Source organism: Mesorhizobium sp. Cs1299R1N3, from assembly GCF_037179625.1.
In the GTDB taxonomy this organism is placed as follows: Bacteria; Pseudomonadota; Alphaproteobacteria; order Rhizobiales; family Rhizobiaceae; genus Mesorhizobium; species Mesorhizobium salmacidum.
Window position 1 is genome coordinate 19,747 of record NZ_JAPYKQ010000013.1, and the last position, 13,965, is coordinate 33,711.

Sequence of the window (13,965 nt, forward strand, 5' to 3'; positions counted from 1 at the left end):
TCATTCCTTGCCGGTCTTCGCTGGGCCGGTCACGACCGGCGTATCGGACAGCCCGCCCCACTCGGTCCATGAGCCGTCATAAAGCCTGTTGTCGGTGTGGCCAAGCGTCTCCAGCGCCAGCGTGATCACCGCGGCGGTGACGCCGGAGCCGCAGGATGTGACCACTGGTTTGGACAGGTCGATACCGGCGTCCTCTATCACCTTGCGCAAACGGTCTTTCGGCAGCAGCCTGCCGTTTTCGGAAAGCGCCGAATAAGGGATGTTGCGTGCGCCCGGCATATGGCCGGAGCGGATGCCAGCGCGGGGCTCGGGCTCGACACCGGTAAAGCGGCCCGGTCCCCGGGCGTCGGCAATCTGGCTTGCTTTCGTATCGACGATCCGGCGCATGTCGGCCAGACCGACGACGCGACCGGCATCGAAATCAGCATGAAAGACGCTTGGCGCGATCTTGGTCGGCTCGGCCGTTACCGGCCGGCCGGATACCTTCCATCCGTCGAAGCCGCCGTCCAGAATATAGGTCTGGAAGACGCCCATGATGCGGAACATCCACCATGCCCGGGGCGCCGAGAAGAAACCCGGGCCATCATAAACGACGATGGTGTCATCGGCCGAAACGCCCATCGAGCCGACATACTGGGCGAAATGCTGCGGCGATGCCAGCGTATGCGGCAAGGCGGCGTCGGGATCCGAAACGGCATCCTGGTCCAGGAAACGGGCGCCTGGAATATGGGCTGCATCATACTCGGCGCGCGCGTCGCGTTTTTGCGCCGGCAGATACCAGGAGGCATCTATGATCGTCAGGCCCGGCTGGCCCAAGCGCTCCTGCAGCCAGTCCGCGTCGACGGTGAAAGGACTGTCTTCGGCCATCTTTTTTCTCCTACCGCCTTTCGACGGTGTCTGTCTGTTCAGTTCGCCGGCATGGGGCCGAAGCGGATGCGGAAGCGCCTGTTCTCCCGGCCCTTCTTCTCGATCTTGCCGATGTGGATCTCGCCGATTTCGCCGGTGCTCTTCACATGGGTGCCGCCGCAGGGCTGGCTGTCCACCGAGGCGCTTTCGCCGATGCAGACGAGGCGGATATTGCCCGTGCCAACGGGCGGTCGGACATTCTTGGATTTCACCAGGCCGGGATTGGCGGCCAATTCCTCATCGCTGATCAGCCTGGTGAAGATGGGATGATCAGCCCTCACCAGGTCCATCATGCCGGCGGTCACATCTTCCTTGGTGAAGCTGGCGTCCGGAATGTCGAAATCGACACGGCTGTCGTCCTCGGAAACCGCCGCACCGGTGATCGGGAATGGACAGACGACGGTGAGCAGGTGGCAGGCAGCGTGCATGCGCATCAACAGATGCCGACGCTCCCAGAAGATTGCCAGCTTCACCCGCTCGCCAACGGCCGGTGCCGCCTGCTCCGGCGCCGGCACATGGATGATCTCGTCCTTGGTTTCGCCTGTAATCGTGGCGGCGATCTCGATGCGGCTGCCGTCGGCACACTCCAACGTCCCGCTATCGCCCGGCTGGCCGCCAGAAGTGGCATAAAAGATCGTCCGGTCGAGGATGATGCCGCCGCGCTCATTGATGGCGACGACCGTGGCGTCAGCCGTCCTGAGATAGGCATCGTGGCGAAACAGCGCTTCTGTCTTGTGCGCCATCACGCGACCTTTTCGAACGGCACCGAGATCTTGCTCTGCAGTTCCATCCAGCCCGGCACAGGCAGCTTCTTGTCGCGCAGGAATTCCGGGTTGAACAGCTTCGACTGATAGCGCGTGCCGTAGTCGCAGAGGATCGTCACGATGGTGTGGCCCGGGCCCAAATCCCTGGCCAGCCGCATCGCGCCGGCTATGTTGATGCCGGTCGAGCCGCCGACGCACAGGCCTTCTTCCTGGATCAGGTCGAAGACGATCGGCAGCGCGTCCTCATCCTTGATCTGGTAGGAGAAGTCAGGCGTGAAGCCTTCGAGATTGGCGGTGATGCGCCCTTGCCCGATGCCTTCGGTGATCGAACTGCCTTCGGACTTCAGCTCACCACTGGTGTAGAAACTGTAGAGCGCGGCGCCGAGAGGGTCGGCGAGCGCAATCTTGACGCTCTTGCTCCTGGCCCTCAAACCGAGCCCGACACCGGCCAGCGTTCCGCCCGAACCCGCCGCCGAGACGAAACCGTCGACCTTGCCGCCGGTCTGGGCCCAGATTTCCTCGGCCGTGGTACGGATATGACCATCGCGGTTGGCGACATTGTCGAACTGATTGGCCCAGATGGCGCCGTTCGGCTCGGTTCTCGCCATCTGCTCGGCCAGCCGCCCCGACAGCTTCACATAATTGTTGGGGTTCTTGTAAGGCACGGCGGGCACTTCGATCAGTTCGGCGCCGAGCAGCCTGATCGTGTCCTTCTTTTCCTGGCTCTGCGTATCCGGGATGACGATGACCGTGCGATAGCCGAGCGCCTTGGCGACGAGCGTCAACCCGATGCCGGTGTTGCCGGCCGTCCCCTCGACGATGACACCGCCCGGCTTCAACAGGCCACGTTGTTCGGCATCGCGGATGATGAACAGCCCGGCGCGATCCTTGACCGACTGGCCCGGATTCATGAACTCGGCCTTGCCCAGGATCTCGCAGCCGGTCTCTTCGGAAGCTTTATTGAGGCGGATCAGAGGCGTGTTGCCGATCGCGTCGATCACAGAACGGGGCATTCAGGATTCCTTGTGTACGTGCGCCGAAACCCTAGAAACCCAACGCTTCGGTTTCAAGGCAAGAATTCGTCTGGTCCAGTCGCATTTCCGGCGCTGCGGTGCATGGATGTCGCTGGGGACCGGGCGGACACAGGACAGTTCATTTGCACCCGGCGTCGAGAAGCACTCTTTTCATTCGATTTCTCCACCGCTAGAGCAAGACACCAATAACTCGGCGGGGGCGCAAGCATGACACTCTATCGGGCCGATCCGAAACACGGCGTCGCCTGGGTCACGGGCGGCAGCAGCGGCATCGGCCGCTCGCTGGCCAGGGATCTGGCGTCACAAGGGTATGCGGTGGCGGTGACGGCGCTGGACGACGATCCGATCGACACGCTCATCGTCGAGACCGCACAGATGCCGGGCAAGGTCGTGTCCTTTCCCTGCGACGTCACCGACGAGCCGCGCATGGCAAGGACGGTGGCGGCGATCGAGAAGGACCTCGGGCCGATCGTGCTCGCCATCTTCAATGCCGGAAATTACATCGCGACACCTGGAGAGTCCCTCGTCGTCAAGGACTTCCGCCGCACCTTCGAGGTCAACTATTTCGGCATCATCAATGGGCTCGTGCCTGTGGTCGAGTATATGCGGGTGCGCGCGCGTGGCCATGTCGTTCTGGTCGGCTCGGTGACCGCCTATTTCGGCTGGCCGACCACGGCGGCCTATGGCGGCACCAAGGCGGCGATCAACATCCTGGCCGAGTCGCTGAAATATGATTTCGACAAGATGAACATCCGCGTCCAGGTCGTAAACCCCGGTTTCGTCGACACGCCACTGACCGAAAAGAACATGCTGCCGATGCCGGGCCTGATGCCGGTTGGCCGTGCGACGCGCCGCATGGTGAAGGGAATCAAGTCCGGTGGCTTCGAAGTCACCTTCCCGTATAGAACGAGCTGGCCGCTGAAAATTCTTGGCATGCTGCCAAGGCCTTTATGCAGATGGGTGATCAACCTGACGACCAGCTGGAAGGCACGGCCGCTGCAGTATGAGCGCAAACCGCCCAACAAATAGATGCCCACAGGATTGGTGGCTTGGCTGCCTGAACGGCCGTTGCCTGTGCATGGCCACCACCATAGCTTGAATGTTGTTGCGTGGAGTCTGCGATGGGGCGACGGATCGTGTTTGCTGTGCTGGGCCTGATCGCCGTCCTCGCACTGGCCTTTGTATTGGGTCCACGCGTACCGGTCGACACCACGATCCGTTTCGATCCTTCCGTCATCGGTGACGACCCACAGGCCTATGTGGCAAAGGTTGAAGCCGCCGTGCCCGGTATTCGCGACGGGCTGGAGAAGGAGATCGTCTGGGCGAACCCGATGGTGCACGCCAAGACGCCGCTGTCGATCGTCTACATCCATGGCTTTTCCGCATCGAAGGGCGAGGTCCGGCCCTTGCCCGACGACGTTGCCGACCAGCTCGACGCCAACCTGTTCTACACCCGCCTCACCGGTCACGGGCAGGACGGCGCGGCAATGACGCAAGGCAGCGTCAATGCCTGGATCAACGACTATGAGGAGGCGCTCGCCATCGGCCGGGCGATCGGCGACAAGGTGATAGTCATCTCAACGTCGACCGGCGGCTCGCTGGCGGCCTGGGCGGCGACGCAGGCCGGTGCATCCGAGGGCGTGGCGGCCATTGCATTCATCTCGCCCAATTTCGGCGTGAAGGCATCCGGCGCCGAGGTCCTGACCATGCCATGGGGCAAGCAGATCGCTGAACTCGTCGCCGGCAGAGAACGCAGCTTCGCGCCGCGCAACGCGCTGCATGAGAAATTCTGGACCACCAGATATCCGATCGCAGCGACAATGCCGATGCAGGCCCTGACGGAGCTAGCCTATGGCGCGCCCGTGGAGAAGGCGACCATCCCGGCTTTGTTCATCTTCTCGGATTTGGACAGAGTGGTGCGGGCCGACCGTACCCGCGAAATCGCCGCGCGCTGGGGCGGCCCGCATGAACTGGTCCCCATCGAAAGCAGTGGCGATCCCGACAATCATGTCATCGCCGGCGACGCGCTGTCGCCATCCACTACGGCTTTCCTGGCGCAACGGATTGCTGTCTGGGTCGAGGCGGTGGCGAAGTAAGGTTCGGAGACGAAAAGGGCTGATGAAGCATTGCTTCATCAGCCCTTTCTTTGTTGGTCAGTCACCAGCCAATCACCAAGGGTGGCCAACTGCATAAGGCGTATTAAGCAGCTCGCGCCGCCGGACGCTTGCCGCCGAAGCGGCGCTTGTTGTTGCCCTTGAAGGGCTTGGCGCCTTCGGGCTTGCGTTCGCCGGCAAAGGCTGGCTTGTCGCCGAAACGCTTCTTGCCGAAGCCGTTGTTCTGCTTCTTCTCGCCGCCCGGTCGCCGGCCGTCGCGACGCCCATTGCGGTCGCTGCGATCATTGGCGGGTTCGAAGCGCTCGTTCTTTTCCGCCGGATTGCGTGCCGGATCGGGGCTGCCGAGATGGTCGGCAACAACAGGCAGCTTGGTGCGGATGATCCGCTCGACCTGGCGCAGCTTGCTGTTCTCCGAAGGATCGCAAAGCGTGATCGCGATGCCATCCATGCCGTTGCGGCCGGTGCGGCCGATGCGGTGGACGTAGCTTTCAGCCTCGTCCGGCAGGTCGAAATTCACGACATGGCTGATGCCGGGCACGTCGATGCCGCGCGCGGCGATGTCGGTCGCGACCAGAATGCGCACCGAACCGTCGCGGAAATCATTCAGCGCCTTCTGACGCGCATTCTGCGACTTGTTGCCGTGGATGACGGCGGCCTTGAAGCCGTCGCGCTCGAGGTCCTTGGTCACCCGGTCCGCACCGTGCTTGGTACGCGAAAAGATGATGACGGACTTCATCGCCTCATCGGCGAGCATCGTCGACAACACCTGGCGCTTCTGCTTGGTGCGGGCGAAGACGACGCCCTGGACGATTTCGGCGGCCGCGGTGCTTTGCGGCGAGACTTCGACACGGACAGGGTTCTTCAGGAGGCCCTTGGCGAGTTCAGCGATCTCGTCCGGCATGGTGGCCGAGAAGAGCGCCGTCTGGCGATCGGGCGCGGTCGCCTTGGCAATGCGCTTGACGTCGTTGATGAAGCCCATGTCGAGCATGCGGTCGCCCTCGTCCAGCACCAGCCATTTGGTGTCGGAGAGGATGAGGTCGCCCTCGCGCACGAGGTCGGTCAACCGGCCGGGCGTGGCGATGAGGATATCGACGCCGGGAGCAACCTTCTTCACCTGGCTGAAGCGCGAGACACCGCCCAGCACGAGTGCCGTCGAGACATGCGCGCCCTTGGCGAGGATCTTGATGGTGTCCTCGATCTGCACCGCGAGTTCGCGGGTCGGCGCCAGGATCAGCGCGCGGGTCGTCTTGGCGCGCCGCTTGGTGCCGAGCGCGATGATCTTGGACAGGATCGGCAGCGCAAAGGCCGCGGTTTTGCCGGAGCCGGTCTGCGCGATGCCGAAAATGTCACGGCCTTCCAGCTGCGGCGGGATGGCCTGCATCTGGATCGGCTTCGGTTCGGCAAAGCCGGCATTGTGGGTGGCCTTGAGCAGCGCACCCGTAATTCCCAGCGCCGCGAAACCGGAGAGTTCCGCGGTATCGTTGCCGGGCAAAGTGTTTTCGTTGGTCAAAATAATCTTCTTTCACGCGGCCTCTGGCCGCAAACGTCAATCGCGGCAGGGCGCAACCTGCCGTCGAAAATTTGATATGAAACGACAAGGCGGGCGGACACGTGCGTCCACTCGGCTGCGCTGTCGTGCCCGCAGGCATCATGCCACGGGGCTTTTTCGCCACTTTGTGATGTACCGGAAAGAGGGGCCGATATACCGGAAAGAGGGAAAACAGACGCAACCAGTCTCATTTGTCGAGAAGGCCGGAATCTCCCGGCCCAAGCGCCTATGGGTTGCATATGGCTGAGTTCGCCCCGGAATGCAAGAGGCGCGATGTTGCGGTGCAGCAAAAACCAGCGAGAAGCCGACGCTTGCGCTCCCCGACGGGCATCATTACCACAAACGCAGCTTCCGTTTTCTGGGGACCGAGCGATGAAAGACGTGCTGAAGGAACTCGAGCGGCGGCGTGACATCGCCCGCATGGGTGGCGGCCAGGCCCGCATCGACGCCCAGCACAAGAAGGGCAAGCTCACAGCGCGCGAGCGCATCGAGGTGTTCCTCGACGAGGGTTCATTCGAGGAGTTCGACATGTATGTCGAGCACCGCTCGACCGACTTCGGCATGGAGAAGACCAAGATCGCAGGCGATGGCGTCGTCACCGGCTGGGGCACGGTCAACGGCCGGCCGGTCTATCTCTTCGCCAAGGATTTCACGGTGTTCGGGGGCTCGCTGTCGGAAGCCCATGCCGAAAAGGTCATCAAGGTGCAGGAGATGGCGCTGCGCAATCGCGCGCCGATCATCGGCCTCTACGATGCCGGGGGCGCGCGCATCCAGGAAGGCGTCGCCGCACTCGGCGGCTACGCCGAGATATTCCAGCGCAATGTGCTCGCTTCGGGTGTCATTCCGCAGATCTCCGTCATCATGGGCCCTTGTGCCGGCGGTGACGTCTATTCGCCCGCCATGACCGATTTCATCTTCATGGTGCGCGACACCTCCTACATGTTCGTCACCGGGCCGGATGTGGTGAAGACCGTGACCAACGAGACGGTGACCGCCGAGAGCCTCGGCGGCGCTTCCGTCCACACGACGAAATCCTCGATCGCCGACGGCGCCTATGACAATGACGTCGAAGCACTCTTGCAGATGCGCCGGCTGGTCGACCTGTTGCCAGCTTCCAATACGTCGGAGCTCCCCGAGATCGAATGCTACCAGTCGGTCACCGATCATGACATGTCGCTCGACCGGCTGATCCCCGACAATGCCAACAAGCCCTACGACATCAAGGAGCTGATCCTGAAGGTCGCCGATGAGGGTGATTTCTTCGAGATCCAGCAGAGTTTTGCGAAGAACATCGTCACCGGTTTCGGCCGGGTCGAGGGCCGCACGGTCGGCTTTGTCGCCAACCAGCCAATGGTGCTGGCGGGCGTGCTCGATTCCGACGCCAGCCGCAAGGCGGCGCGCTTCGTGCGCTTCTGCGACTGTTTTTCTATTCCCATCGTCACCTTCGTCGATGTTCCCGGTTTTCTGCCCGGCACGGCGCAGGAGTATGGCGGCCTGATCAAGCATGGCGCCAAGCTGCTTTTCGCCTATGCCGAGGCGACCGTGCCGAAGATTACCGTCATCACCCGCAAGGCCTATGGCGGCGCCTACGACGTCATGGCGTCAAAGCATCTGCGCGGCGACATGAACTATGCCTGGCCGACGGCGCAGATCGCCGTTATGGGGGCGAGAGGCGCGGTCGAGATCATCTACCGCAAGGACATCGGCGATGCCGAGAAAATCGCTGCCCATACAAAGGCTTACGAGGACCGCTTCCTGTCGCCATTCGTAGCCGCCGAGCGCGGCTATGTCGACGAGGTGATCATGCCGCACTCGACCCGCCGCCGTATCGCCCGAGCGCTTCGCATGCTGCGCAACAAGGATATGCAGAACCCCTGGAAGAAGCACGACAACATTCCGCTGTGAACTGGTGTCGCGGGCATCGCGGTTGATCAGCGCCCGCCTCCGGCAGCCACCAGTTCGCGCAGCACCGGCACCATCGCCTGCGGCAAATCCTCGGCGACCAGCCCCGGCCCGAACCGACTGCCGGCCTCGGCATGGATCCAGACCGCCGCGCAGGCCGCTTCGAAGGCCGGCATGCCTTGGGCAAGCAGTCCGGCAGTGATGCCGGACAACACATCGCCCGACCCTGCAGTGGCAAGCCAGGCCGCGCCATTGGAATTGATCGCCGCCCTGCCGTCCGGAGCGGCGATCACCGTATCGGCGCCCTTGTAGACGATGACGGCATTGGCGCGCGCTGCCGCCGCGCGTGCCTTGTCAAGCTTCGATGAGGCATAGTCATCGGCGATGCCAGGAAACAACCTGGCGAACTCCCCTTCATGCGGTGTCATCACCAGCGCGGGCGCGTCCGGCCTGCGGGCGGCTTCGAACAAGACATCTGGCGCCTCACGAAACGAAGTGATCGCGTCGGCGTCGAAGACCAGGCCGGCAATTCCAGTGGACGCGGCCACTGGCTTGCCCGACGCGAGCAGCGCAAGCGCGAACGCCTGGTTTTTTTCACCGACGCCAAAGCCAGGCCCGAGAACAAAGGCCGATGGCCGGCGCTCCTCGACAAATGCCTCAATGTCGGCAGCGTCGTCGGCCCTGTGCAGCATGATCGAGGTCAGGTGCGCGGCATTGACCTGCATGGCGTTGCCCGGCGACAGGACCGTCACCGCCCCTGCCCCGCTTCGGGCAGCGCCAAGTGCTGAGAGCCGCGCCGCGCCGGTGGCATGGGGGCCGCCGGAAAAGACACCGACATGGCCGCGCTTGTATTTGTGCGCGTCGACGGCCGGCACCGGCAAATAGCGCAACCAAAGCGCTGGTCCGTTCTCGAACGTCCGGGGCTGGAGCCTTGCAATGATCTCCAGCCCAATGCCGATATCGGCAAGCACGATCTCGCCGCATCGCTCCCGGCCGGGCAGGAGCAGATGGCCGGGCTTCTTGCGCGCAAAGGTCACTGTGAGCTCGGCCGAAAACGACCTGCCGAGCACCTTGCCGCTGTCGCCGGAAATGCCGGAAGGCAGGTCGACCGCGACAACCGGCAAATGCAGGTCGGTGACCAGATCGACCGTCCTGGCGGCCTCGCCGGACAGCGGCTTGGACAGCCCTGCCCCGTAAAGCGCATCGACCACGATCGAGCCGGAACCGACATCAAAGTCCGATAGCGGCCGGGGCTTGATTGGGCATTCGGCGGCGGCGAGTGCCGCATCGCTATGCGGCTTCGGCGGGGCAGACGCCCAGACCGTGGTGGCGACGCCGCTGCCGGCGAGGATCCGGGCAGCGACATAACCGTCGCCACCATTGTTGCCCGGGCCGCACAACACATGGGCGTGCGCCGCCGCGGGATAGCGCCTGAGCACTTCGGCCGCGACGGCTTGCCCGGCACGTCGCATCAATCCAATGCCGCCGGTTGGACCTGCCGCAATTGTCAGCCGATCCGCCTCGCCCATCTCGGCGGAAGTAAGAAGTTCGTGGCTCATGGATTGCCGATCCGCATTCGATCAAGCATTGTCCAGTTTTCGGCTCGACGCAAACGGGGAGGAGCTGGCGCTGTCATGACCATGTCGATCGGTGCAAGGATCGCGGGCACCAAGCTGCGCGCCTGATGAGCAATTTGCCCAGATCTTGGGCAGACATGCACAGGAGTGCCGGATAGGCTACAGCCGTTCATGCCGCTTCCAATGCAGCGAATGACGCGAATTTGCATCTGGGGGTGACATGGCTTTGAAATCGTATGACACCGCTTCTGTTCCCTCCGACTGGCACAGTTCGTGCTTGATTGAGGCGCAAGCGGGGGCTCACAACCCGTTTTTTTGGCAGTGGAGGCCACTTTTTACATGAAAAAGATCGAAGCGATCATCAAGCCATTCAAGCTGGACGAAGTGAAGGAAGCGCTTCAGGAGGCCGGACTGCAAGGCATCACCGTGACCGAGGCCAAGGGGTTCGGGCGCCAGAAGGGTCACACCGAACTCTACCGCGGCGCCGAATATGTCGTCGACTTCCTGCCCAAGGTGAAGATCGAGGTCGTGCTCGGCGACGATGCCGTGGAAGGCGCGATCGAGGCCATCCGTAAGGCGGCCCAGACCGGCCGCATCGGCGACGGCAAGATCTTCGTCTCCAACATCGAGGAGGTCGTGCGCATCCGCACCGGCGAAACCGGAATGGACGCGGTTTGATCAAGCCGGCCATCCTCTAAGACCGGCCATCCTCCAAGAAACGTCATCCATCAAAAAACGTCAGCACACAGGGATACATGACATGACGACAGCCAAAGACATCATGAAGCAGATCAAGGACAACGACGTGAAATTCGTCGACCTGCGCTTCACCGACCCGAAGGGCAAGCTGCAGCACGTGACGATGGATGTTGTCGAGGTCGAGGAAGACATGTTTGCCGACGGCGTCATGTTCGACGGCTCCTCAATCGCCGGCTGGAAGGCCATCAATGAGTCCGATATGGTGCTGATGCCCGATACGGACACGGTCCACATGGATCCGTTCTTCGCGCAGTCGACCATGGTCATCCTGTGCGACATCCTCGATCCGGTCTCGGGCGAATCCTACAACCGCGATCCGCGCGGCACGGCCAAGAAGGCCGAGGCCTACATGAAGTCGGAAGGCATCGGCGACACCATCTATGTCGGCCCCGAAGCCGAGTTCTTCGTGTTCGACGACGTCAAGTACAAGGCCGATCCCTATAACACCGGCTTCAAGCTGGATTCGACCGAACTGCCGTCGAACGACGACACCGATTACGAGACCGGCAATCTCGGTCACCGCCCGCGCATCAAGGGCGGCTATTTCCCGGTGCCGCCGATCGATTCGGCGCAGGACATGCGCTCCGAAATGCTGACGGTGCTCGCCGAGATGGGCGTGCGCGTCGAAAAGCATCACCATGAGGTGGCCGCCGCCCAGCACGAACTCGGCATCAAGTTCGACACGCTGGTCCGCAACGCCGACAAGATGCTGATCTACAAGTACGTCGTGCACCAGGTCGCCAACGCCTATGGCAAGACGGCGACCTTCATGCCGAAGCCGATCTTCGGCGACAACGGCTCGGGCATGCACGTTCACCAGTCGATCTGGAAAGGCGGCAAGCCAACTTTCGCCGGCAATGAGTATGCTGGTCTTTCAGAGAGCTGCCTGTTCTACATCGGCGGCATCATCAAGCATGCCAAGGCGATCAATGCCTTCACCAACCCGCTGACCAACTCCTACAAGCGACTGGTGCCGGGCTACGAGGCGCCGGTGCTGCTCGCCTATTCGGCGCGCAACCGTTCGGCGTCCTGCCGCATCCCGTTCGGCAGTTCACCGAAAGCAAAGCGCGTCGAGGTCCGCTTCCCCGATCCGGGTGCGAACCCCTATCTCGCTTTCGCCGCCATGCTGATGGCCGGCCTCGACGGCATCAAGAACAAGATCCACCCAGGACAGCCGATGGACAAGGATCTCTACGACCTGCCGCCGAAGGAGCTGAAGAAGATCCCGACCGTCTGCGGTTCGCTGCGCGAAGCGCTCCAGAGCCTCGACAAGGATCGCGGCTTCCTTAAGGCCGGCGGCGTCTTCGACGACGACCAGATCGACAGCTATATCGAGCTCAAGATGGCCGAAGTGATGCGCTTCGAAATGACCCCGCATCCAGTCGAATACGACATGTACTATTCCGTCTAAGATTCCGTTCGGATAGTGTTTCGAAGCCCTTGAAGGATTTCCCCCTTCAAGGGCTTTTTTGCTGATCCTAGGAGGACGCATCTCAGTTCGGGCAGCCTGCCCTCTTGGCCGCCGCAGAAGACCTCGGGTTGGGTGGCAAAAAACCCGTTCGAGCAAGTTGGCGGATAGCCTTTCGGGACGCAATCGAACGCCAGGAGCGAGCGGCGCACTGCCTCAGGCTGCAATGCCCGCTCGTCCGGCGCCCCCGCCAATGCCGTCGTTCACGAAACCCCCGCCCCGTTCGAACGGCATCGCTTTGGCGTAACCCCCAAGGCGACGAATACGCATGCCGCGGCGTGGCCTGTCAACGCCGCCTTCCGGAGGCACAAATCGTCGATTTCGATGTATGAACAGTGGCTTATATAAAGGATCGGTGGTGTACGGACGAGCTGAAACAGGCTGTTTTCCGGGCTTTTTCAATGAAACTCGGAAATGCATGAGACGAGTGGCGGCAAGGGGCGTCAACCAAAGCATCTCGTTCGGCTAAAATTGCCCGTCCCTTTTCAACCTGACTTTTTTTGGGGGAATTCGCCGTTCCGGCAAAAAAGGCCCGGGCGTTTCCGCCCGGGCCTTTTCCACAATGAACATCCGCGTGCGGCGCGGAGCTGACCACGCCGCAAAGAGAATCAGGCAGCGGCCGAAACCTCTGCGCTCGCCGGCACCGAAGCGATCGTCTTCAGGATCTGCGAGGCGATCTGGTAGGGGTCGCCCTGAGAATTCGGACGGCGGTCTTCCAGATAGCCCTTGTAGTCGTTCTTGACGAACGAATGCGGGACGCGGATCGAGGCGCCGCGATCGGCGATGCCATAGCTGAACCTGTTCCACGGCGCTGTCTCGTGCTTGCCGGTCAAACGTTTGTCGTTGTCCGGGCCGTAGACGGCGATGTGGTCCATCAGGTTCTTGTCGAAGGCCGCCATCAGCGCTTCGAAATAGGCCTTGCCGCCGACTTCACGCATATAGGACGTCGAGAAATTGGCATGCATGCCCGAGCCGTTCCAGTCGGTGTCGCCGAGCGGCTTGCAGTGGTATTCGATGTCGATGCCGTACTTCTCGGTCAGGCGCTGCATTAGATAGCGGGCCATCCACATCTGGTCGGCGGCCTTCTTGGAACCCTTGCCGAAAATCTGGAATTCCCACTGGCCCTTGGCCACTTCGGCATTGATGCCTTCGTGGTTGATGCCGGCCGCGAGGCAGAGATCAAGATGTTCCTCGACGATCTGGCGCGCAACGGAGCCGACATTCGAATAGCCGACGCCGGTATAGTACGGGCCCTGCGGCGCGGGATAGCCGCTTTCGGGGAAGCCGAGCGGACGGCCATCCTTGTAGAAGAAATACTCCTGCTCGAAGCCGAACCAGGCGCCTTCGTCGTCGAGGATGGTGGCGCGCTTGTTGGATGCATGCGGCGTAACGCCGTCGGGCATCATGACTTCGCACATGACGAGCACGCCGTTGGTGCGGGCCGGATCGGGATAGACGGCGACCGGCTTCAGCACGCAATCGGAGCTATGCCCCTCGGCCTGCTGCGTCGAGGACCCGTCGAAACCCCACAGCGGCAGCTGCTCGAGCGTCGGGAACTCGGCGAATTCCTTGATCTGCGTCTTGCCGCGAAGATTGGGGACCGGGGTGTATCCATCGAGCCAGATATACTCGAGCTTGTATTTGGTCATTCTAGAGCCTCTCGTTGCTTGGACACCGCAAGCAGGCGATGTCGATGCATGGCCGAAACAGGCCGGCCTGCCGATGATTAAAAAGCAATTCGTATGCCACTCGGCCTCCGATGGGTGCGGCAAAATGGTCATGCCAAGGCTTTGATTTTGCTGAGCCGTCTCAGCAATGCGTCAGGATCGGCCAAACGGCAATACTGCTTAAATCATAGGCAAATCATGATCTTTTCCTAAGCATATTGCCTA

Annotated in this window: 11 protein-coding genes; 5 read left to right on the forward strand and 6 right to left on the reverse strand. The window is 62.0% G+C overall.

Annotated features, from left to right (window positions below):
* Genes sseA through O7B34_RS23605 form a run of 3 tightly spaced genes read right to left on the reverse strand, consistent with a single transcriptional unit; the run spans position 1 to position 2,683 of the window.
* On the reverse strand, positions 1–867 hold the full coding sequence (gene sseA, locus O7B34_RS23595) for a 3-mercaptopyruvate sulfurtransferase (protein WP_337148347.1): 867 nt from the start codon (positions 865–867) through the stop codon (positions 1–3).
* 38 nt (positions 868–905) lie between these two features.
* Complete coding sequence (locus tag O7B34_RS23600) at positions 906–1,649, reverse strand: alanyl-tRNA editing protein (RefSeq protein WP_337148349.1); 744 nt, start codon at positions 1,647–1,649, stop codon at positions 906–908.
* On the reverse strand, positions 1,649–2,683 hold the full coding sequence (locus tag O7B34_RS23605) for a cysteine synthase A (protein WP_337148350.1): 1,035 nt from the start codon (positions 2,681–2,683) through the stop codon (positions 1,649–1,651). Before O7B34_RS23605 ends, O7B34_RS23600 begins: the two co-directional genes overlap by 1 nt.
* A gap of 228 nt (positions 2,684–2,911) precedes the next feature.
* Between O7B34_RS23605 and O7B34_RS23610 the strand changes: the two genes are divergently transcribed.
* Together O7B34_RS23610 and O7B34_RS23615 are read left to right on the forward strand one after the other, a co-directional pair.
* Complete coding sequence (locus O7B34_RS23610) at positions 2,912–3,733, forward strand: SDR family oxidoreductase (RefSeq protein WP_337148351.1); 822 nt, start codon at positions 2,912–2,914, stop codon at positions 3,731–3,733.
* A gap of 92 nt (positions 3,734–3,825) precedes the next feature.
* Positions 3,826–4,800, forward strand: a complete 975-nt coding sequence (locus O7B34_RS23615) for an alpha/beta hydrolase (protein WP_337148353.1) — start codon at positions 3,826–3,828, stop codon at positions 4,798–4,800.
* Positions 4,801–4,903: 103 nt separating this feature from the next.
* Here the strand turns inward: O7B34_RS23615 and O7B34_RS23620 are convergent, their stop codons facing one another.
* Entirely contained in the window at positions 4,904–6,328 is a 1,425-nt protein-coding gene (locus O7B34_RS23620) for a DEAD/DEAH box helicase (RefSeq protein ID WP_027145595.1), read from the reverse strand.
* Positions 6,329–6,739: 411 nt separating this feature from the next.
* On the opposite strand from O7B34_RS23620, the gene O7B34_RS23625 reads away from it, so the two are divergent.
* Entirely contained in the window at positions 6,740–8,272 is a 1,533-nt protein-coding gene (locus tag O7B34_RS23625; RefSeq protein ID WP_027145594.1) for an acyl-CoA carboxylase subunit beta, read from the forward strand.
* A 26-nt stretch (positions 8,273–8,298) separates the two neighbouring features.
* Here the strand turns inward: O7B34_RS23625 and O7B34_RS23630 are convergent, their stop codons facing one another.
* Entirely contained in the window at positions 8,299–9,828 is a 1,530-nt protein-coding gene (locus tag O7B34_RS23630) for an NAD(P)H-hydrate dehydratase (protein WP_337148354.1), read from the reverse strand.
* Between the two features lie 357 nt (positions 9,829–10,185).
* Between O7B34_RS23630 and O7B34_RS23635 the strand changes: the two genes are divergently transcribed.
* Entirely contained in the window at positions 10,186–10,524 is a 339-nt protein-coding gene (locus O7B34_RS23635) for a P-II family nitrogen regulator (RefSeq protein WP_006205430.1), read from the forward strand.
* An 82-nt stretch (positions 10,525–10,606) separates the two neighbouring features.
* A complete protein-coding gene (gene glnA / locus O7B34_RS23640; protein ID WP_337140589.1) occupies positions 10,607–12,016 on the forward strand; it encodes a type I glutamate--ammonia ligase in 1,410 nt (469 codons plus the stop codon).
* Positions 12,017–12,681: 665 nt separating this feature from the next.
* On the opposite strand, the gene O7B34_RS23645 is transcribed toward glnA, so the two are convergent.
* Entirely contained in the window at positions 12,682–13,722 is a 1,041-nt protein-coding gene (locus O7B34_RS23645) for a glutamine synthetase beta-grasp domain-containing protein (protein WP_140758610.1), read from the reverse strand.
* Positions 13,723–13,965: the final 243 nt, after the last annotated feature.